The sequence below is a fragment of the uncultured Tateyamaria sp. genome (assembly GCF_947496075.1).
Classification (GTDB): domain Bacteria; phylum Pseudomonadota; class Alphaproteobacteria; order Rhodobacterales; family Rhodobacteraceae; genus Tateyamaria.
In genome coordinates, this window is record NZ_CANMBJ010000001.1 from 564,457 (window position 1) to 583,391 (window position 18,935).

The 18,935-nt window shown below is 58.9% G+C and carries 21 protein-coding genes; 6 read left to right on the forward strand and 15 right to left on the reverse strand.

The genetic code is table 11. The features are described 5' to 3' along the window. Window positions 1–18 precede the first annotated feature (18 nt). Entirely contained in the window at window positions 19–1,215 is a 1,197-nt protein-coding gene (locus tag Q1A51_RS02860; protein WP_299603616.1) for a biotin/lipoyl-binding protein, read from the reverse strand. Beyond that, window positions 1,208–1,600, reverse strand: coding sequence for a hypothetical protein (locus Q1A51_RS02865; RefSeq protein WP_299603617.1), 393 nt, complete (start codon window positions 1,598–1,600; stop codon window positions 1,208–1,210). The genes Q1A51_RS02860 and Q1A51_RS02865 overlap by 8 nt, the downstream gene beginning before the upstream one ends. 273 nt (window positions 1,601–1,873) lie before the next feature. Here Q1A51_RS02865 and Q1A51_RS02870 point away from each other — a divergent pair, with 273 nt between their 5' ends. Next, the gene (locus Q1A51_RS02870) at window positions 1,874–2,059 is read left to right on the forward strand and encodes a hypothetical protein (protein WP_299209057.1); all 186 of its coding nucleotides are present in this window, start codon (window positions 1,874–1,876) and stop codon (window positions 2,057–2,059) included. 75 nt (window positions 2,060–2,134) lie between these two features. Here Q1A51_RS02870 and Q1A51_RS02875 read toward each other — a convergent pair whose 3' ends face one another. Continuing rightward, a complete protein-coding gene (locus Q1A51_RS02875; RefSeq protein ID WP_299209054.1) occupies window positions 2,135–3,760 on the reverse strand; it encodes a SulP family inorganic anion transporter in 1,626 nt (541 codons plus the stop codon). A gap of 441 nt (window positions 3,761–4,201) precedes the next feature. Between Q1A51_RS02875 and Q1A51_RS02880 the strand changes: the two genes are divergently transcribed. The 5 genes from Q1A51_RS02880 (at window position 4,202) to Q1A51_RS02900 (ending at window position 8,082) form a co-directional block, all read left to right on the forward strand. After that, window positions 4,202–4,828, forward strand: a complete 627-nt coding sequence (locus Q1A51_RS02880) for a hypothetical protein (protein ID WP_299209052.1) — start codon at window positions 4,202–4,204, stop codon at window positions 4,826–4,828. Window positions 4,829–5,164: 336 nt separating this feature from the next. After that, window positions 5,165–6,037: an S-methyl-5'-thioadenosine phosphorylase gene (locus tag Q1A51_RS02885; RefSeq protein WP_299603620.1), complete on the forward strand. Its 873-nt coding sequence runs from the start codon at window positions 5,165–5,167 to the stop codon at window positions 6,035–6,037. Between the two features lie 16 nt (window positions 6,038–6,053). Then, on the forward strand, window positions 6,054–6,686 hold the full coding sequence (locus Q1A51_RS02890) for a LysE family translocator (protein WP_299604031.1): 633 nt from the start codon (window positions 6,054–6,056) through the stop codon (window positions 6,684–6,686). Further along, window positions 6,683–7,213, forward strand: a complete 531-nt coding sequence (locus Q1A51_RS02895) for an adenine phosphoribosyltransferase (RefSeq protein ID WP_189368826.1) — start codon at window positions 6,683–6,685, stop codon at window positions 7,211–7,213. The genes Q1A51_RS02890 and Q1A51_RS02895 overlap by 4 nt, the downstream gene beginning before the upstream one ends. A gap of 113 nt (window positions 7,214–7,326) precedes the next feature. Beyond that, window positions 7,327–8,082, forward strand: coding sequence for a glucose 1-dehydrogenase (locus Q1A51_RS02900; RefSeq protein ID WP_299603625.1), 756 nt, complete (start codon window positions 7,327–7,329; stop codon window positions 8,080–8,082). Here the strand turns inward: Q1A51_RS02900 and Q1A51_RS02905 are convergent. The 12 genes from Q1A51_RS02905 to coxB all read right to left on the reverse strand — a co-directional run bounded on the left by Q1A51_RS02905 (window position 8,069) and on the right by coxB (window position 18,773). Next, complete coding sequence (locus tag Q1A51_RS02905; RefSeq protein ID WP_299603627.1) at window positions 8,069–8,806, reverse strand: SGNH/GDSL hydrolase family protein; 738 nt, start codon at window positions 8,804–8,806, stop codon at window positions 8,069–8,071. The two genes, Q1A51_RS02900 and Q1A51_RS02905, sit on opposite strands and share 14 nt — an antisense overlap. A 73-nt stretch (window positions 8,807–8,879) precedes the next feature. After that, window positions 8,880–10,301 (reverse strand): FAD-binding oxidoreductase, encoded by a 1,422-nt coding sequence (locus Q1A51_RS02910; protein ID WP_299603629.1) that lies wholly within the window; start codon window positions 10,299–10,301, stop codon window positions 8,880–8,882. 71 nt (window positions 10,302–10,372) lie between these two features. Further along, complete coding sequence (locus Q1A51_RS02915) at window positions 10,373–11,206, reverse strand: MBL fold metallo-hydrolase (RefSeq protein ID WP_299603631.1); 834 nt, start codon at window positions 11,204–11,206, stop codon at window positions 10,373–10,375. Window positions 11,207–11,268: 62 nt separating this feature from the next. Beyond that, on the reverse strand, window positions 11,269–11,853 hold the full coding sequence (locus Q1A51_RS02920) for a GNAT family protein (RefSeq protein ID WP_299209033.1): 585 nt from the start codon (window positions 11,851–11,853) through the stop codon (window positions 11,269–11,271). Then, entirely contained in the window at window positions 11,853–13,115 is a 1,263-nt protein-coding gene (locus Q1A51_RS02925) for a pitrilysin family protein (RefSeq protein ID WP_299603635.1), read from the reverse strand. The genes Q1A51_RS02920 and Q1A51_RS02925 overlap by 1 nt, the downstream gene beginning before the upstream one ends. Before the next feature lie 21 nt (window positions 13,116–13,136). Beyond that, entirely contained in the window at window positions 13,137–14,525 is a 1,389-nt protein-coding gene (thrC, locus tag Q1A51_RS02930; RefSeq protein WP_299603638.1) for a threonine synthase, read from the reverse strand. 13 nt (window positions 14,526–14,538) lie between these two features. Continuing rightward, on the reverse strand, window positions 14,539–15,219 hold the full coding sequence (locus tag Q1A51_RS02935; protein ID WP_299671132.1) for an SURF1 family protein: 681 nt from the start codon (window positions 15,217–15,219) through the stop codon (window positions 14,539–14,541). Window positions 15,220–15,295: 76 nt separating this feature from the next. Next, entirely contained in the window at window positions 15,296–16,153 is an 858-nt protein-coding gene (locus Q1A51_RS02940) for a cytochrome c oxidase subunit 3 (protein WP_299209021.1), read from the reverse strand. 10 nt (window positions 16,154–16,163) lie between these two features. Beyond that, window positions 16,164–16,742: a cytochrome c oxidase assembly protein gene (locus Q1A51_RS02945; protein WP_299603645.1), complete on the reverse strand. Its 579-nt coding sequence runs from the start codon at window positions 16,740–16,742 to the stop codon at window positions 16,164–16,166. Further along, on the reverse strand, window positions 16,742–16,903 hold the full coding sequence (locus tag Q1A51_RS02950; protein WP_299209015.1) for a cytochrome C oxidase assembly protein: 162 nt from the start codon (window positions 16,901–16,903) through the stop codon (window positions 16,742–16,744). Before Q1A51_RS02950 ends, Q1A51_RS02945 begins: the two co-directional genes overlap by 1 nt. Then, a complete protein-coding gene (gene cyoE, locus Q1A51_RS02955; protein WP_299603649.1) occupies window positions 16,900–17,838 on the reverse strand; it encodes a heme o synthase in 939 nt (312 codons plus the stop codon). Before cyoE ends, Q1A51_RS02950 begins: the two co-directional genes overlap by 4 nt. Before the next feature lie 53 nt (window positions 17,839–17,891). Beyond that, complete coding sequence (coxB, locus tag Q1A51_RS02960; protein WP_299603651.1) at window positions 17,892–18,773, reverse strand: cytochrome c oxidase subunit II; 882 nt, start codon at window positions 18,771–18,773, stop codon at window positions 17,892–17,894. Window positions 18,774–18,935 lie beyond the last annotated feature (162 nt).

The window sequence follows — 18,935 nt, forward strand, 5'->3', positions numbered from 1 at the left end:
GCAGGTCGGCGAAGCTCTTTAATGTGCCCCGCCACCTGCCAGCCCTACGCCGGATATCAGGGCGCCCCAGACCTTCAGGCGCAGCCCCACCGCCTTGACCACGCCTGTGGCCGCAATGATGTGTCCGGTCACGCCGCTGAGATTGCTGGTATAGGTCTGGACGATGCACCCCGCCCCATCGACCATGATCGCCTCATGCTCGGGGTGCTCAAGCTCAAAGTAGACCAGCATCGATCCGCGTTGCAGCCCGTTTTCCGGCTCAAGCAGCCGACCACCGGGCACCACCTGCCCTGCCGCGATGGCAGGTTGGATGGACGCCACGCGCGCAGGCAGAACCGCATTGCGGAATGACAGGCCGATATTGCTGTCGCAGGCGATCTCGGCGGGCATCCCCTCGTACAACGTGGCGCGGGCGACCTGTGAAAAACCTGCAGTGATACGAATGGGTACGCCTTCGGGTCGGTCAGGGATGATCACCATCGCCGGGCTCAGGATCAGCTGGGACGCCGGGCTGCCCACGCTCATAGCAAGCTGGGTGACGACACCATCAGAAAAGGCGCGCACCTCTGTCTGCGCCAGCGCTACCTGGGCGCGCTCCAGCGCTGCCTCGGCGGCGCGACGCTCGGCCGGGATGGCCTGTGTGATGTCGGATTGTGCCAGATCGGCTTGCGCTTCGGCCGCGCCCTTTTCCGCCTCGGCGACAGCCACGGCGGATTCCAGTTCGCGCACCGTATCCTGCGTCCCCACATTGCGGGCCAGCAAGGTTTGCGCGTTTTCCAGATCGACCTGCAGCTTTTCCAGCGATGCGGTTGCTTCGATCACGCTGGCCTGCGCCACAAGCAGTGTGTCCTGCGCCTTGACCTCAGCGGCTGCGAGGCGGTCAAATTCGGCCTCTGCCTGTTTGACGGCCGCAGCCTGGGCACTGTTTTCAATACGAAACAGAAGGTCACCCTTCGACACGCGTTGTCCGTTCACAGTGGGCAGTTCAGTAACCGGACCGCTGGTTTGAGCCACAACGGACACAGTGCGGAACGGCAGCAGGCCGGAATAGGATTTTGGGTGGAAATAGAAGATCACCAGAAAGAGCGTAAAGGCCATGATCGCCCACAGGAACACCGCCGTGCGCATGTTCCAGACCGTCAATGCCTCGCCTCGGCGCTTGAGTTGGAAATACCGGATAACGACCGGGAACGAAGTCAGGAGCAGTTCAAACATTCCGCGGCTCCACCTGGTCGGTCCCTGTTTGCGTCGCGGCATCGGGGTATTCTGTAGATGGTATTTCGTCGCGACGAAGGTTGAACCGTGACCAGTCCGCCATCAGTGCAATCAGGATTGCGCTGAGCGGCAACAGGATATTGAAATGCCCCAAGGGAAAAATCTCGTAGAGCAGCGCAATGGTCAGCATGGTTGGTATCGTTTTGGCCAGCGGCGTGCCCTTGGACTGATGTTCAGCCCAGCGGTCGAAAGCGGCATACAAAGATACGAGCCCGTAGAGGGCCAGCGCAATGAAGATCAGTGAAATCCATGCCAGGGAATCCCCTTCCCCCGGCGCAACAAACCAAGACGGCGATGCATGCCCGCCCCCACTTTCACCCGCCATATTCCGTGCCCCCAGTCATTTCACTTCTGATCATTCTCTAGCCTGAGTTGTCCATGGGTCCAACTGCGATTGGCAGTTTGCAGAGCATACACGTATTAAGAAAGTGGTCAGGCCAGCAATCAACGATGAGTTTAGGCCGCAAAAGCCCTATGACAATGCGGCGCCGATCGGCGATTTGGCGCGCAATTCCACGCATAGGGCGTTATCGTTTCGAGCCTCAGAAAGCCGCGTGCTAGCGTAGCGCAATATTAAATAGGCTCAGGAGTTCAGCCCATGCGTAAATTTTTTGCCCTCGCTGCCATGGCAGCCATGACGACGGTTGCAGCCTGCGGCGACAGCACGCTTGAACGCGCGGTCGTTGGCGGCGCTATCGGCTGTGCAGCAGGCGAAGTGTTAACAGATGGACGCTGCGTCGAAGGGGCCGTTGTCGGCGCCGGTGTTGGCGTGATCACCAACTAGGAAAAGCCGCAGCATTTCCAAACAAAAGTGGCACGGGCCGGATGACACCGGCCCGATCCAAAAAGCCAACAGACGTCAGTGTCCGCCCAAAATACCAGTGCGTACGCCGTAATCCGTCGCGATCTCGTAATCAGGGTCATCATCACTGTCGACAATCAGGTGACCCGCCTTGGTCAGCAGCTTGTGACAATCATGCGTCAGGTGACGCAGCTGAACGCGCTTCCCAGCCTCTTGATACTTACCGGCCACGGCTTCGATCGCTTGAAGGGCGGACTGATCCACGACACGGCTATCGGCAAAATCGATGATGACCTCGCGCGGGTCAGACTCGACCTTGAACATCTCGATGAAGCCAGTCGCCGAGCCAAAGAACAGCGGCCCTTGCACCTGATAGACGCGCGCGCCCTCAGGGGTGGTATAGGTCTTGGCGTGAATTCGGCGGGCGTTGTTCCACGCATAGGCCAACGCGGAAACGATCACACCTACGACAACAGCGACGGCAAGGTCCTCCATCACTGTCACAACAGTCACCAGAACAATGACGAAGGCATCTGTCAGCGGCACCTTGCGCAGGATCTTGAGGCTGTTCCACGCAAATGTCCCGATTACCACCATGAACATCACACCGACCAGAGCGGCCAGCGGGATCAGTTCGATGATCGATGAGCCGACAAGGATAAAGGCCAGCAGGAACAGCGCTGCAGCAACCCCGGCAATGCGTGTGCGCCCACCCGATTTCACGTTGATCATGGATTGACCGATCATCGCGCATCCGCCCATGCCACCGAAGAAGCCGGTTGCGGTATTGGCGACGCCCTGGGCAATGCACTCCTGGCTCGCCCCGCCGCGCTGCCCGGTCAGATCGCCCACAAGGTTCAGGGTCAGAAGGCTTTCGATCAGACCAATGGCAGCCAGGATGACCGCATAAGGCAGGATGATCTCAAGCGTTTCCCATGTCAGCGGCACCATCGGAATGTGGAATGGAGGCAACCCACCCTGGATCGAAGCAAGGTCACCTACACGCGGCACATCCAAACCAAAGGCAATCACGATGGCGGCAACAATTCCGATACCCGCCAGCGGTGCCGGAATGGCGCGTGTCACGCGCGGCGCCAGCCAGATGATTGCCATCGTCAACGCAACCAGCCCCAGCATCAAGAAAAGCGGCATGCCCGACAGCCAATCGCCACCTGCCATACCATGCCCGGATGCCTCGGCACTGCCCGGCACTTTGAATTGCGTCAGCTGTGCCAGGAAAATCACAATGGCGAGCCCGTTCACGAACCCCAGCATCACCGGGTGCGGAACAAGGCGGATGAACTTGCCCCACTGCATCACGCCCGCAAAAATCTGCAAAAGCCCCATCAGGACGACCGTGGCAAACAGGTATTCAACCCCATGCTGCGCCACCAGCGCGACCATGACGACGGCCAAAGCGCCCGTCGCACCGGAAATCATGCCGGGACGCCCGCCAAAGATCGCGGTGATCAAACCAACCATAAACGCCGCATAGAGACCGACAAGCGGGTGCACGCCTGCGACAAAGGCAAAGGCCACCGCCTCGGGCACCAGCGCCAGCGCCACGGTCAGCCCCGACAGCAAATCCGTCTTGATCTGACCCGGTGTCAGCTTGGTGTCACCCGGCGCGATTGAGAAATCGCCGAAGCGGGTCTTGGTGTTGAGATTATCAAGAAAGGCCATTCGGAATCCGTCTGCTCGTGGGGGCGCGATCGGTGGCGTCTAAACCATCAGAGGGTTAATAACCATTGCACCAAATGCGGGTCTGTTATGTGCGCTGCACATAGCAGGTTACACAGGAATGACACGGTATTTCTGGGTATGCAGAAAACGCTGTCCTGATCGGTGCTTAATCAACACTCAGGACCGCGCAATGCAAACTGCGCCCATCTACCCTTTGGCCAAATCACCTCTCGCATACTCCATCCGCCAAGTGAAAAACCGGCGCTCGAACAGAACCCCCACCCGATCCGACCCTCTCGGTCACACCATGGTGCAGCCCTAACAAAACCCGCGGACGGCGTGAACCAACTCCCGCGTGTAGGGCACTTACTTCCCGACAGATGCAGTCATCGGAACAACGCGATTGCGTTTGCTCAACTCGAACAGTGAAAGGACTTAGAAATGTGGAAATATGATGGGCTGACATATCCTGATGTCGGGGCGGATATGCTGAAGCACAAAAAGCTGGGGCCGATCCTGCGTGCGCACATGAAAGCGAGCATGATGGCCGAGAATTATATGTTCATCGACGCGATGGTCGCCAAGATGAAGACTAAGACACTCTATGAAAGATTCATCGACGACAACTCGAGGGAGGCGGTCAATATTTCGCACAGCATGCGCGAGCCGATGACCCGTGCCGCAGAAATTGGCGACTTTTCGTCCCCGATCTGGGTCAAAAGCCTCAAGGCCGTGTACGGCGAGGTGAACAAATTGATAGCCACGAACATCTACCCAAGTACTCTCGTGAAGAACAAGGCGTTCAGAGCCTACCACAATTCTCGGAAGTGGAAGAACAAGGCCAACCTGATCAACAAATACAAGCTGAGGAAGGAAACCAAAAAGGTCGCGAAGATTCTTGATATGGAATTGACCGATGACAATTACGAGATCATCGCAGAGGCCGCGGCTGCTCTGGAATATGAACCCAAATCGGCTCTGAAACCGATCACTCTGATTGCGAACTCGAGCAAGAAGAAACAAAACGCAAACTCGGTGAAAGCTGCAATTCGGAAGTCCTTCGGCTGATCCCGGCTGAAATTCACGCCTAGAATGGCAAACGCTCAGCGCGGTTCTCCGCGCTGAGTTCCCCTTCGGCGAAGTGGAACCTAACCGCATAGTGGTTGGTCCAATGATGCTGCATCCGTAAATCGCACTCTTCGGCACAGCCCGATCTTCACATCTCACTCGCATGATCGGCCAACGAAAAGCGCGGGTGACCAGTTTATTCCGTTGCACCCAACCTCACCTCACCGCGCGTTGGGGGTGCATGGGGGGTGTACGCAGAGTGCACGGCTGGTGTACGGGTGGTGCTGGCCTGTTTTGGCGCATAAATTTTCTTCTGTCCCGGCACGAGAGACCCTAATGACCCAAACGAAAATCGCCGTGATCGGCGGCTCTGGTATCTACGACATCGACGGGCTGGAGGGGGCCGAATGGGTGCAAGTCGACACACCCTGGGGGGCGCCGTCGGACCAGATCCTGACCGGCACACTGGACGGGGTCGGCATGGCCTTTCTGCCACGACATGGGCGCGGTCACGTACATTCTCCGACGACGGTCCCCTACCGCGCAAACATTGATGCACTGAAGCGGTTGGGCATGACGGATGTGATCTCGGTCTCGGCCTGCGGGTCGTTCCGTGAAGAAATGGCACCGAGCGATTTTGTCATTGTGGATCAATTCATTGACCGGACCTTTGCCCGCGAAAAGTCGTTCTTTGGCACCGGCTGTGTCGCCCATGTTTCGGTCGCGCATCCCACCTGCCCGCGCCTGTCAGACGCCTGCGAAACAGCGGCGCGCGATGCGGGGATCAACGTACACCGCGGCGGCACCTATCTGGCGATGGAGGGGCCGCAATTCTCAACCTTGGCCGAGTCGAAAATGTACCGGGAAAGCTGGGGCGCGGATGTGATCGGCATGACCAACATGCCCGAGGCCAAACTCGCCCGGGAAGCCGAGCTGTGCTACGCCTCAGTCGCCATGATCACAGATTACGACAGCTGGCATCCCGATCATGGTGAGGTCGACGTTACCCAAATTATTCAAACGCTTATGGGAAATGCAGATAAGGGTCGCGAGCTAGTCAAACGCCTCCCCGCCCTGCTTGGTGCGGACCATGCCCCCTGCCCACACGGCTGCGATCGCGCACTCGAATTTGCAATCCTTACATCACCCGATGCCCGCGATCCCGCCGTGGTCGCCAAGCTTGATGCCATTGCGGGCCGGGTGCTTTGACGCAAAGGAATTCATGATGCCTTTTGATCTTTGGCTGACATTCGTTGTCGCCTCCACCGCGCTACTGGTCATCCCTGGTCCAACGCTCATGATGGTGCTGAGCTATGCAATGACCCAGGGGCGTAGGGTTGCCATCGCATCCGCGCTTGGCGTCGCCACCGGCGACTTGATTGCCATGACCCTGTCCGTGATCGGTCTTGGCGCTCTGTTCCTGACGTCAGCGCTGGCATTCACCGTTTTAAAATGGGTGGGCGCTGTTTACCTTGTCTATCTGGGCATTCGTATGTTGCTAAGTGCTCGGACACCCACCGCGACAACGCTGATGAACAAGCCCGATGGCCAGAGCGCCAAGCGCGTGTTTCGCGATCTCACAACGGTTACGGCGCTGAACCCGAAATCCAATACGTTCTTCGTGGCCTTCGTGCCGCAATTCATTGATCCCAGCGCCAGTTTTGCCCCGCAAGCCGCGACCCTGATTGCAACCTTTGTCATCATTGCCGGGATCAACGCGTTGATTTTTGCACTGGCCGCCAATGCCATGCGCAGCCGCATCACGCGCCCCACTGTCCAAATGTGGTTGACCCGCACAGGCGGTGCCACACTTGTGGGCATGGGCCTGCTGACCGCCACCCTTCGGAGAGCCACATGAAGACCGTTCAGGATTACATTCGCACCATCGTCGATTTCCCCCATGAAGGGATCATGTTCCGCGATGTGACCACCCTCTTTGCCGACCCGCGCGGGTTTCGCATCGCCGTGGACCAGATGCTGCATCCCTATGCCGGGCTTGAGATCGACAAGGTTGTGGGACTTGAAGCACGTGGCTTCATCCTTGGCGGGGCCATTGCGCACCAACTGTCGATTGGCTTTGTTCCGATCCGCAAGAAAGGAAAGCTGCCCGGCGCAACGATTTCCGAGGCCTACACCCTGGAATACGGCGAGGCGATTGTCGAAGTGCATGACGATGCAATCAAAGCAGGTGAGAAGATACTGCTTGTTGATGACCTCCTGGCCACAGGGGGCACGGCCGAAGCCGGAATCAAGCTAGTGGAACGGCTTGGGGGCGAGATCGTGTCCTGCGCCTTTGTCATCGATCTGCCCGATCTGGGTGGACGCGCGCGGCTTGAGGCTATGGGCATGGACGTGCACGCCCTGTGCGCATTCGACGGGGAATAACGCCGCAAAATCGGGCATCAAGGGCAGAGCACCTCGGACATCTCCCCCCTCAGTGTGCCGATACATGCAAAATCGGCTAGGCTGACCGGAGGTTAGACGCGGGACCGGACACCATGCCCAATCACGATTCGCGTCGGAAAATTGCACTGGTTACGGGGGGCGGCAGCGGCATAGGCCGGGCCACTGCGCAGCGCCTCGCTGCATCGGGGGCACATGTGGTTCTGACTGGGCGCCGCGCCTCCACTCTCGACAGCGTGGTGGCGGACATCACAGCGCAGGGCCATAGTGCGCAGGCCATTTTGAACGATGTCACCGACAGCGACGCAGTGTCAGCCCTGCACAGCCAGATCCTGGCCGAACATGGTCGGCTCGACATCGCCTTCAACAATGCAGGCTGCCGTGAAGAGCGCGCGCATCTGAGCGATCAATCCCTCGATACCTACACGCGCGTTTTCGATACCAATGTCCGCGGGGTACTGGCCTGCCTGCACAACCAGATCGCGGCGATGCGAGCACAGGGCACAGGCGCTATCGTGGTCAATGCGTCCATCAGCGGTCTGCGCAATCCCAACCCTGGTTTCGGGCTTTACTCCGCGTCCAAGGCAGCCGTGATCTCGATGACCCGCAGTGCGGCAATGGAAGAGGCCCAGCATGGCGTGCGCATCAACATGGTCGCACCGGGGCGCGTGGTCACCGACATGATCATGGAGCCGGGGCTTGACCTTGATGCGGTCGCCGCGACGCTTCCCCTACGCCGGACAGGCACCCCCGAGGAAGTGGCTGAAGCAGTGCTCTGGCTCAGCTCTGACGCGGCGGCTTATGTTGTCGGACACGTGCTTTGCATCGATGGTGGCTTCATGGCGTCTTGACCGCTGCGGCCGAACCCAGAGCAACGGGGGGATTAGCCCGCAGAGCATCCGCGATCCGCATTGCCCAGATATCATAAACCTGTGCCCCGGGGTGAAACCCATCAGCGGCCATGAGACCGGGTTCCAGCGGCAGATCAAAGGGCAGATGTTCCACCCCATCCTGATCGGCACACAGGTCAGCAAGGATCGTATCGAACCGCGCTGCACGTGCCCCCAACACATTGCGCAAAGGGCGCGGCAAAAGCGGGAAAGCCCCAAGCGGCGGTACGCCCGATGCGTAGATGCGCCGCACGCCGTGCCGTCCGCGCAATTGCTCAAGCAGCTTCGCGTAATTGGACAGCCAGCGGGTTGGATGCATCCCGTTTTTTGTGTCGTTCACCCCGAGAGCAATGACCGCCAAGTCAAAGTCATGGGCAGGCTGTGTGTTCAGCATTCGCAACATGCCGGATGTCGTCAGTCCCGATTGCGCCCACAATGCCCATCGCACGTCGTAGTCGGCGTACAGATGTGCGACCAGACGCCCCGCCAGTGCAACATCCTGATGAGCCGCCCCGACACCAGCCGCTGAACTGTCACCCAGAATGAGTACCCGCAGCGGCGGCCCAACCCCTGACTGCCCGCTGCGCGGCCCGTCGGCTTCTGGCAAGCGCATGGCGCGTACCGCGACCCAGACGGCCTGCACCAACAGGATCGGCGTAAGGACAAATGTGGGCAACCCCGCCATCAGACACGCCCTCGGGTCGGTGGGTGGGCGCCTTTCGCGGTCACAGCCTGCGAAACAGAGCCGCCCGGCGACATCAGCCGTTCCGCGCCCGCAACACCGCGCCCGGGTTCATGATCCCGTGGGGGTCAAGCGCATTTTTGATGGCACGCATGGCTGTCAGCTTGGCAGGATCGCTGTAGCGCTCCAAGTCTTCGACCTTCAACCGTCCGACACCGTGTTCGGCACTCACCGATCCGCCCATTTCATGCACCAGAGCGTGGACCACCTGTTTGATTTCGGGCCGTTCGACGTCGTGATCCGAGCGGCTTTTGCCCGGAACCGGAAAGACGTTGTAGTGCAGGTTGCCGTCGCCCACGTGACCAAAGCAATTGATACGGAAGCTGCCAAGCCGCGCAATGCGCCGCCCAGCCTCAGCAATGAACTCTGCAAGCGCGCCCAAAGGCACTGAAATGTCGTGCGAACTGATGGACCCGATCCGGCGGTTGGCTTCCGGGATGCTTTCCCGGATCGTCCAGAAGTCAGTGGCCTGCTGCGCACTTTGCGCGACCATGCCGTCTTGCACAAATCCTGCCTCTGACGCCGCGACGAAAATCTCTTCCAGCGCAGCCGTCGGGTCTTGGCCCCGCGAAAGGCCCAGCTCGATCAAAACGGACCATTCTGGTGTCGCCGCCCATGGGTTGCGGATTTGGGGCAAGGTCTCCTCCAAAAAGGCAAAGCCCTGTGCATGGATCAACTCGAATGCGGATACGCCTTCGCCGACGTGATCCCGCACAAAGGACAACAAAGACAGCGCCGCCGCCGGAGAGGCAACCTGTAGCAGGGCCGTACCCGCCGCAGCAGGTCGTGGCGACAATTTGAGAGCCGCAGCAGTGATAACGCCCAATGTGCCCTCGGCCCCGATCAGCAGGTGCCGCAGATCATAGCCGGTGTTGTCTTTGCGCAGGCGGCTCAGACCATGATAAATTTCGCCGCAGGGCAATACCGCCTCGACACCCAAACAGAGGTCCCGCGCATTGCCATAGCGCAGCACGCCGGTTCCCCCCGCGTTGGTGCTCAGATTACCACCAATCCGCGCCGATCCTTCGGCCGCGAGTGACAATGGGAACAAGCGGCCGACACGCTCCGCCGCCGCCTGTACGTCAGCCAAGATGACGCCGGCCTCGGCGACCAGCACGTTTTCTTCGGGATAAGTGGCACGAATGGCCGTCATTTTCTCAAGCGATAGGATCAGCGGAACAGGGCCGTCCTCGGCCACCTGACCACCAACCAAACCCGTGCCGCCCCCATAGGGCACAACCGGCACACGCATATCCGAAGACATGGAGACAAGCTTGGCCACTTCACCCGTGGTACGCGGCAAGGCAAGCAGCCCTGCCTGCCCGGTGTAGCGACCCCGCGGCTCTTGCAGATATGATGCATCTGCTGAGGAGAAACGATCTTCGGGCAAGATATTGCGAATGTTTTCCGCCAAGTCAGCTGTCAGTGAATTCAGCATGAACGCCCCCCCCTGCCCCTACCCGCGTTTGGTGCCAGAAAGCTTCAGCCCCGACAACGCGAAAGGCACATCTACTCACCTTCCTCGCGCAGCCATTCCGGGCGCAAGACCATGATCGTCGGTCGCGCCGGCAATCGGTCAACTGACACGTCAAGAGATGGTCCACCCACTTCAACCACCTGGAACTCGTCACGCATGCCGGTCAGAAACGCATCCAATGTGAACTCCCCGAACCAATGCATGGGGATCACGATCGAGGATTTGAGCCGCGAGATGATGCGCATCATCGTGGGCAAATCCACGGTCATGCCGCCATCAACGGCAGCCATGACAACATCGAGCCGCCCGATGGCCGCGTATTGCTCCGCACTGGGTTCGTGATGCAAGTGGCCGAGATGCCCGATGCAAAGACCGGCCACCTCGAAAATGAAAATTGAGTTTCCGTTCTCTTCGACACCGGACCATTGCGACCGGATGTCGGTCGAGACATTCCGCACAAGCACCTCTACAAGGTCGACACGATGGTCAATGCCTTGGCCAAATTCCTCTCCCCAGCCGGGCAGAACGTGGGGAATGGCAGGGTCCGGGAAGGCGGTCCAATGCGTTTCATGTGCATGGTTCATGGTGACGACATCCGGGATCATCGGCACGTTGCCGACAAAGCCGGTAAAATCGGTGACCATGTTCAACCCACCCGCAGTGCGGATTAGGAAAGACGCATGGGCGATATAATGGATGCGCACTGTTTCGGGGGCAACCTCCACATTGTGGCTGGCCCGCTGAATGTAACGTGCGCCGTCAATCTGATCGGCCAAGGCGATACAATGGCTCGGTGTTCGAACCTCTTGTGTTGCGGCCATCACTGGCGCGAGCAGGAAAGCAAAAGCAAGGAATACAAGGCGCATGCCTATCAGGTTAGTGCGCAATGCGATTTTTGCAAAACCTTGAGATAGGTCTGGGCCAGTTTTTAGCCTGCGTCAGTACGTCCGCGCCTGTCCATGCGCAAAGCTGCGTAAAGAACATGCGTTCGCCAGCGCCCATCGATCTGAAGATAGCTTTGCGCGACACCTTCGTATTTGAACCCGCATGTCTCCAGCAATCCGCGCGAGGCCACATTTTCGGGCAGGCAGGCCGCTTCGATCCGGCTGAGGTCAAGCCGTGTGAACGCGTGATGCACAACCGCAAGGATCGCCTCGCGCATGTAACCTTGGCGCGCATGGGCCGCACCTGTCCAATAGCCAAGGGTTCCGGCTTGGGCAGGGCCCCGCCGGATGTTGTCCAGCGTGATCGCGCCCAGAAGGGCGTCATCGCCACGCCGGAACAGGAATAAAGGCATCGCGGTGCCACTGGTCACCGACCGCTGCGCCCAATAGACACGGTTGGTAAACGCCTTGCGCGTCAGATGATCATTTGCCCAGCTTGGCTCCCACGGGGTGAGGTGTTCAGCGCTGACGGCACGCAGCGTGGCCCAGTCCCGAAAATCGGAATGCGTTGGCGGACGCAGCGTCATCCGCTCCGTCTCAATCCGCAGTTTCCGCTTGTTCAGGATCATCAGGCGGCGCGCTGCTCCTGCAGGGCAAAGCGTGTCGGTGCAGCGTCAATCGGACCATAAAGCGCAAGCGCCATTGGGGCTTGTGTTGCCATATGCTCCGCGAATGCGCGGACATCCTCCACCGTAACGCTGTCGATTAACGCAACGGTTTCGGTTAACGCAGGCACCCGATCCCAAATCTGCACCAGTCGCGCCAGCCGTTCTGCCCGGTTCGACGGGCTTTCGAGACCCATCAGCAACCCGGCCTTCATCTGGGCACGTGCCCGATCGACTTCGGCGACTGTCATGTCATCAGCCGCACGCTTGATTTCGTCCACAGTAATGGTGGCCAGGTCGGCAACCTGTTCTGCTGACGTACCGGCGTACACCGTCGTCATGCCGGTGTCTGCATATGCCCCTGCTTGCGCGAAGATGGTATAGCAAAGACCTCGGTTCTCGCGCACCTCCTGGAACAGTCGGCTGGACATGCCGCCGCCCAAGGCACTAGCATAGATTTGTGCAGTATAGATCGCATCATCGCGATAGCCGGGCGATTCAAACGCCATCGCGAAATGCGCCTGTTCCAACGCCTTGCTGCGCCGTTCTTCGCCGCCTGCAAAAGTGGCACAGTCGGCAACGCGCTTTGGCCGTGAGCTGAGATGACCGAACAGCTCCTCGGCCAATCGCACAATGGCGTCGTGATCCACCGCACCGGCCGCTGACAAGATCATCTGTTCCGGGCCATAATGCTCGTCAACGAAACGAGACAGATCAGCGCACCCGAAGGACGATACCCGTTCGGACGGGCCAAGGATGGTACGGCCCAACGGCTGTTCGGGATAGGCCTGTTCCTGCAGCCAGTCAAAGATCACGTCGTCGGGCGTATCCAGTGCCTGCCCGATCTCTTGCAGTATCACACCGCGCTCGACCTCGATCTCGCTCTGATCAAAGACAGGGTTCAGCAGGATATCCGCCAGAACATCCAGTGCCAGCGGCACATCGTTTTCCAGAACGCGGGCATAGTAAGCAGTCACCTCGCGGCTGGTATAAGCGTTGATGTAGCCGCCTACATCCTCGATGGCCTCGGCAATCTGTAACGCACTGCGCCGTTCGGTGCCCTTGAACGCCATGTGTTCCAGAAAATGGGCAATGCCATTCTGCTCGGGTGTTTCGTGGCGGGCGCCTGCGCCCACCCAGATACCGATTGAGGCCGAAGCGAGCCCCGGCATATGTTCAGTGACGATGCGAAAGCCGTTGCTCAGGCGATGGGTCTGGGTGGTCAAATTCGTCTCGCTGCTATGTTGTTACTGCGCGCGGTGCGTCATTATGTGGGCCTTGAGCGCCTCAAGATCATTCGGCACGCGTGTCAGCCGCTCCGCGCGTTCATACAGGTCTGCCATCCTGGGTGGAAGGGGGGGCGTGATCCCTGTCGCTGCCTCAACCGCCGCAGGGAACTTAGCAGGGTGTGCGGTGGCGAGAGTGATCATGGGCGTGCCCACCTGCCGCTCGATATCCGCTACATGCACGCCGACGGCGCTGTGCGGACACAAAAGCTCTCCACTTGTTTTGAGCGAGGAGGCGATCTGGGCGCTGGTTTCGTCCTCGGACACCCGGCCCGACGCGTAGTGTTCCTGCAGCACCTGCATTGCACCTTGGCTGATGTCAAAGCCACCCGCCTTCAGCTCATCCATCAACTGCGACACAGCCGCCCCGTCGCGGTCATAGCCATCGAACAGCGCGCGTTCGAAATTCGAGCTGACCTGAATGTCCATGGACGGGCTGATCGACGGGATGGTTTCGCCCTTGTGGTAGCCCTGCCCGCTCAGACACCGGTGCAGGATGTCGTTCTGATTGGTCGCCACCACCAGCTTGTCGATGGGTAGGCCCATACGCTTGGCAATGTAGCCCGCAAAGATGTCGCCGAAGTTGCCCGTGGGAACTGTGAAGCTGACTTTGCGATGCGGTGCACCAAGGGCCAGGGCGGAGGAGAAATAGTATACGACCTGCGCCAACACGCGCGCCCAGTTGATCGAGTTCACACCCGCAAGGCCAACACCATCCCGGAACTCGAAATCGTTGAACATGTCTTTCAGCCGCGCCTGGCAGTCGTCAAAATCACCGTCCAGCGCCAACGCATGCACATTGCTTTCCGTTGGCGTCGTCATCTGGCGACGCTGCACTTCTGACACACGACCGTGTGGGTACAGGATGAACACATCGACGTTGTCGAGACCGCGGAACGCCTCGATTGCCGCCGATCCAGTGTCGCCGCTTGTGGCCCCAACGATCGTCACGCGTTGCCCGCGCCGTTTCAGCGCCGTCTGAAACAGCTGACCAATCAGCTGCATGGCAAAATCCTTGAAGGCAAGCGTGGGCCCGTGGAACAATTCAAGCAGGAAATGCCCCTGATCCAGTTGCACCATTGGCGCACGCGCTGCATGGTCAAAACAGGCATAGGCGCGATCAATGCAGGACCGGAACTCGTCATCGGTGAAGGTGTCACCCACAAACGGGCGCATGACGGTGTAGGCGATCTCTTCGTAGGGGTGCCCCTCCATCCCGGCAATTGTTGCAATATCAAGGCTCGGAATCGTCTCGGGAACATAAAGACCACCGTCACGGGCAAGGCCGGTGAGCATCGTGTCTTCGAAGGTCAGCACAGGGGCCTGTCCACGGGTCGAGATATAGCGCATGGGTTCGTCTTTCTCAGCGCGGGCTGCGGTTGGTGCGCAGCACGAAATAGGCAGTCATCAACACCCAGATTGCCGCAAGCGAAAACCAGGTGATTGCGTATTGCAGGTGATCGTTCGGAATGCCAGCGGTGTCTACAGGCCAAGGCGTCACGCCAAAGTCTGTTTCCGGCGCATCGCGCAGAACGACCATGATGGGTCGAGTGTTCAGCACTTCGGCCATCGCCAGCACATCACGGGCAAACCAGATATTCGTGTCAATCTCAGGTGCGGGTGTAAACCCGTCAACCTCATTCGGGGCATCCAGATTCCCCAAAAGACTAAGTCGCTCTAGCGACACCCCTGGCACATCAATGCCATCTCGAACCCAACCTGTATCAACCAAAATGCGGCCGTAGCCTTCCACTTCAAACGGACGAATAATCCGATAAACAGCCCCTGTGTTTCTACGTGACGCCAGTGCACTCAAATACTCGTGGTCGAGACCAAAAGTCCCGACGATTTTGACAGGGGCGTAGCGCCGAAACTCGGGAGTCGTGGCTTCCGCCAGCGACACGGGCGCGGCGTTGATCTGTGCTTCAATACGCGCAAGCAGATCCTGCTTCCAAGCAAGCCGTTGCACCTGCCAGACCCCAAGGCTGATCAGGATACCCGCCCCCATCAACCCGAATGTCATCAGAAAGAGTAAGCGACGCATGCGTCCGTTTGCCCTGCCCTAAAGTGAAAAACGCGCGGAGACCGCGCGCTTTGATCATTGTTGCGTAAGACGCGGTTTAGTGGTCGAGGCCCGGCATCGTGCCCACGCCCCAGATGTAAACGGCGAAGAACAGGAAGAGCCAGACAACGTCAACGAAGTGCCAGTACCAAGCCGCGGCTTCGAAACCGATATGCTTCTCGGCCGAGAAGTGGCCCTTCATCGCGCGCAGCAGACACACGAACAGGAAGATCGTCCCGATGATCACGTGTGCGCCGTGGAAACCAGTCGCCATAAAGAAGTTCGAGAAGAACTTGTCGCCACCGAACTCCCAGCCTTGGTACAGCAGGTAGGAGTATTCGTAGCCCTGCAGCGCGGTGAACGCCACGCCCAGCACAACCGAAATGGCCAGACCGTTGATCACGTCCTTGCGCGTGCCACCATGCACCAGCGCGTGGTGCGCCCATGTCACAGCGCAACCGGACAGCAACAAGATCAAGGTGTTAATCAGCGGCAGGTGGAACGCGTCCACGTGGTAAATCTCGGGTTGGATGTACTCGGTGCCGACATACTCGCTCATCGGGTACATGGCGTGCTTGAAGAAAGACCAGAACCACGCGGCAAAGAACATCACTTCCGACATGATGAACAGGATGAAGCCATAACGCAGGCCGATGCGGACCACGGGCGTGTGATCCCCGACCTTGCTTTCTGCAACCACATCAGTCCACCAGCCGAACATAGTGTAGAGGACCGCGACGAAGCCGATCAGGAACAGCCAGGGGCCGCTCAGTTCGATCGACTTGAAAAAGATGGTCATGCCGCCGGACATCCAGGCGACAGCGCCAAACAGCATGGTGAAGCCGGCCAAGGCACCCAGCAGGGGCCAGGTCGATGGCGCAAGAATGTGGTAGTCGTGGTTTTTTGCGTGGGCCATTGTCCGTCCCTCAGTTCAGGTTTGTATCGTTCGTTTGCTCGAGTGCTGCAAAGCCTTCGGGCAGGTCGATTTGGTAAAAGGTATAGCTCAGCGTGATCGTATGCACGTATTTTGCGTCACGATCTGTTACGATCTCCGGATCGACATAAAAGGTGACCGGCATCATGACACGTTCACCCGGCTGCAGCACCTGCTCTTCAAAGCAGAAGCAATCGATCTTGGAGAAAAAGCCACCCGCTTCGTATGGCGCCACGTTGTAGCTGGCCGAGCCTGCAATGGGTTTGTCCGTCGGGTTGTAGGCTTCGTAGAAGGCAAGGCCCGTCTCACCAATGCGCAGCTCCATCTCACGCACTTCCGGAGTGAATTGCCATGGCATGTTGCGTTCAAGTGATGCGTCGAAGCGCACCTTGATCGTCTGGTCCAGAATGTCGTCGCTGGCGACTTCGGATATACCCGGCGTGCCGCCAAAACCTGTCACTCGGCAGAACCAGTCGTAGAATGGGACCGAAGCCCAGGCCAGGCCCCCCATGAACACGACCAGCCCAAGTGTCTGAAATACCGTCTTTTGTGGCCCAGAGAGGTGGCGCATTACTGTGTCTCCTCGATCCGGGGCAGCTCGAACGCGCCGCCCGTGATTTTCACAAAGGTCAATGCCAGTACCAAAACGACAAATGCGGCCAGCATCAGACCAACACCCACATTGCGTCCCTTGCGACGTTGGTGGATCTCGTGCTCCGCCTTGATGCTCATGCCCAGATTCCCCAGGCTGCTGGCAGCATCGCTTCGACCAAGATCGCGCCAAAGTGCAGGAACAAATACAGCAGCGACAGTTTGAAGAACGATTTTTCTACAGCATAGCCATCGGCTTCGGCCTGTGCCTCGTTTCGGCGCCAGATATCGAATGCCCCCTTGAGGAACAGCGCGTTCAGAACCACAGCCACGATCAGATAGACTGGACCACCAATGGCCGTAAATGCAGTGCCAACCGCAAGCGCGACCAAAAGTAATGTATAGACCAAAATATGCAGACGGGTTGCCTTGCGCCCATGCGTGACGGTCAGCATCGGCACGCCAGCGTCATCGTAGTCAGACTTCATAAACAGCGCCAGCGCCCAGAAATGCGGCGGCGTCCACATGAAAATCAGGGCAAACATCAGCCACGCCTCAACGGACAGGGAGCCCGTGGCAATGACCCATCCGATGACCGGAGGGAATGCACCAGCAGCGCCGCCGATCACGATGTTCTGCGGTGTCGACCGCTTCAACCACATCGAATAGATCACGGCGTAAAAGAAGATGGTGAATGCCAGAAGACCTGCGGCCAGCAGATTGGCGCTCAGCGCAAGCATCATGACCGACATGCCCGACAGGGCCACGCCCAGAACCTTGGCCTCGTTTGGTGTGACTTTGCCTGCAGGAATGGGGCGCTTGACGGTCCGCTTCATCACGGCGTCGATATCCGCATCCCACCACATGTTCAGCGCACCCGACGCCCCTGCCCCGATGGCAACAAACAGGATCGATGCAAACGCGATGACGGGATGTACGGACACCGGAGCTGCCAACAATCCAACGAGCGCGGTAAACACCACAAGTGACATAACGCGCGGCTTGAGCAGCGCAAAATAGTCACCAAGGCTTGCTTCGGCCTCGTGGGTCTGATGCTGGTAGCTGACGTCCGTCATATGCGTCTCTGCCTGAAAAACCGTAAGGCGGAGGTGTCCTCCGCCCTACCCGATTAGTTTGATGCGACTTGGAAATCTTGCGGTGTGCCGGCGAATTCTGCCTTCGCACCGGACAACCACTCAGCGTATGCTTCCTCGCTCACCACTTTGACGGTGATCGGCATGTAAGCGTGCGCAATACCGCACAGCTCAGAACACTGACCGAAGTAAATGCCTTCCTTCTCTGCGGTGAACCACAGTTCTGCCAAACGACCAGGTACCGCGTCTTGCTTTACGCCAAAGGCGGGAATGGTCCAGGCGTGGATCACGTCAGCGCCTGTAACCTGCACAACGATGGTCTTGCCAACAGGCACGACGACTGAGTTGTCAGTCGCCAGTAGGAAGTCTTCGCGGCTGTATCCAGCATCGACAAGTGCTTGCTCGGTCTCGGGCGTCAGGGAATTGTCACCACCGGTTGCAGGTGCGCCGATCATGTAGCTGTCAAACGCAAACCCTTCGTCTACGTACTCGTATCCCCAGAACCACTGGTAGCCAGTCGCTTTGATGGTCACGTCCGCTTCAGGGATCTCTTGCTGGTGGAACAGCGTGGGCAGCGAAAACGCACCGATGAACACCAGGATAACGATCGGGATGACTGTCCAAGCAATCTCGACCGGGGTGTTGTGGGTGAAGCCGGCAGGCTCCGGGTTGCGCTTGCGGTTGTACCGCACAATCACCCAAGCCATCAGACCGGTCACGAACAGAGTGATCAAGGTGATGATGACAAGGATCATACCGTCCAGCCACTGCAAGCGGCGGGCGATTTCCGTGGCTGCAGGCTGGAAGCCCATCGCACCATCCACGGGGCGGCCAATCACCTCAAGGCCGTCCTGGGCCCAGGCCGGGGCGGCGGCAAGGGCGCTCAGCACACCCGAAATCGAGAAAAGCTTTTTCATCTGGTCGTCCTGATCTTGAGTGATCAACATTTTGGTTCGGAGAAAGGCCGCAGCACTAACTGCGTTCGCCTCCCGTTGTATTGTCGCGACTTACAATCATATCTTGGCTGCAAGATAAAGACATAAGGGGCGCGTCAAACGGACGCTTGCCGTGGCGAAATG